Below are 728 nucleotides of genomic sequence, written 5' to 3'. Positions count from 1 at the left end.
TTTGGCCGATGCGGTGGCGCTGCCGCAGACCCGCGAGCAGGTGCAGGCGATCGTGCGCGCCTGCCGCGCGCACCGCGTGCCGCTGGTAGCGCGCGGCGCCGGCACCGGCACCGCCGGCGCCGCGGTACCGTTCGCCGGCGGCGTGGTGCTGTCGTTCGCGCGCATGAACCGCATCCTGCAGTTGCGCCCGGCCGACCGCTGCGCGGTGGTCGAACCCGGCGTGCTCAACGGCGACCTGCAGCAGGCCCTGGCGCCGCACGGGCTGTTCTGGCCGCCGGATCCGTCCAGCGCGGAGATCTGCAGCGTCGGCGGCAACCTTTCCACCAATGCCGGCGGACCGCGCGCGGTGAAGTACGGCGCCACCCGCGACAACGTGCTCGGCCTGGTCGCAGTGACCGGCAGCGGCGAGCTGATCCGCTGCGGCGGCGCCTACACCAAGGACGCCACCGGCTACGATCTGACCCACCTGCTGGTCGGCAGCGAAGGCACCCTGGCGCTGATCGTGGAAGCGACGCTGAAGCTGTCGCCGCGGCCGCTGGCGCAGGCCGGCCTGCGCGCGCTGTACCGCGACGCCGCCACCGCCGCGGCCGCGGTGTCGCGGCTGATGGCGCAGCCGAGCACGCCGACCATGCTCGAGTTCATGGACCGCAGCGCGATCGCGCTGCTGCGCCGCAACGGCAGCGACGTGCCCGAGGCCGGCGCGATGCTGCTGATCGAGGCCGACGGCG

General features: G+C 74.6%; 1 protein-coding gene. It reads left to right on the top strand.

Annotated features, from left to right (window positions below):
- Nucleotides 1-728 (top strand): FAD-binding protein (locus D180_RS19185; RefSeq protein ID WP_017914046.1); only part of this gene is annotated, 728 nt, incomplete at both ends.

The organism is Xanthomonas sp. SHU 166, from assembly GCF_000364685.1.
Classification (GTDB): domain Bacteria; phylum Pseudomonadota; class Gammaproteobacteria; order Xanthomonadales; family Xanthomonadaceae; genus Xanthomonas_A; species Xanthomonas_A sontii.
Note: the sequence above shows the minus strand (reverse complement) of the source record. Positions and strands in the feature narration are given on the sequence as shown.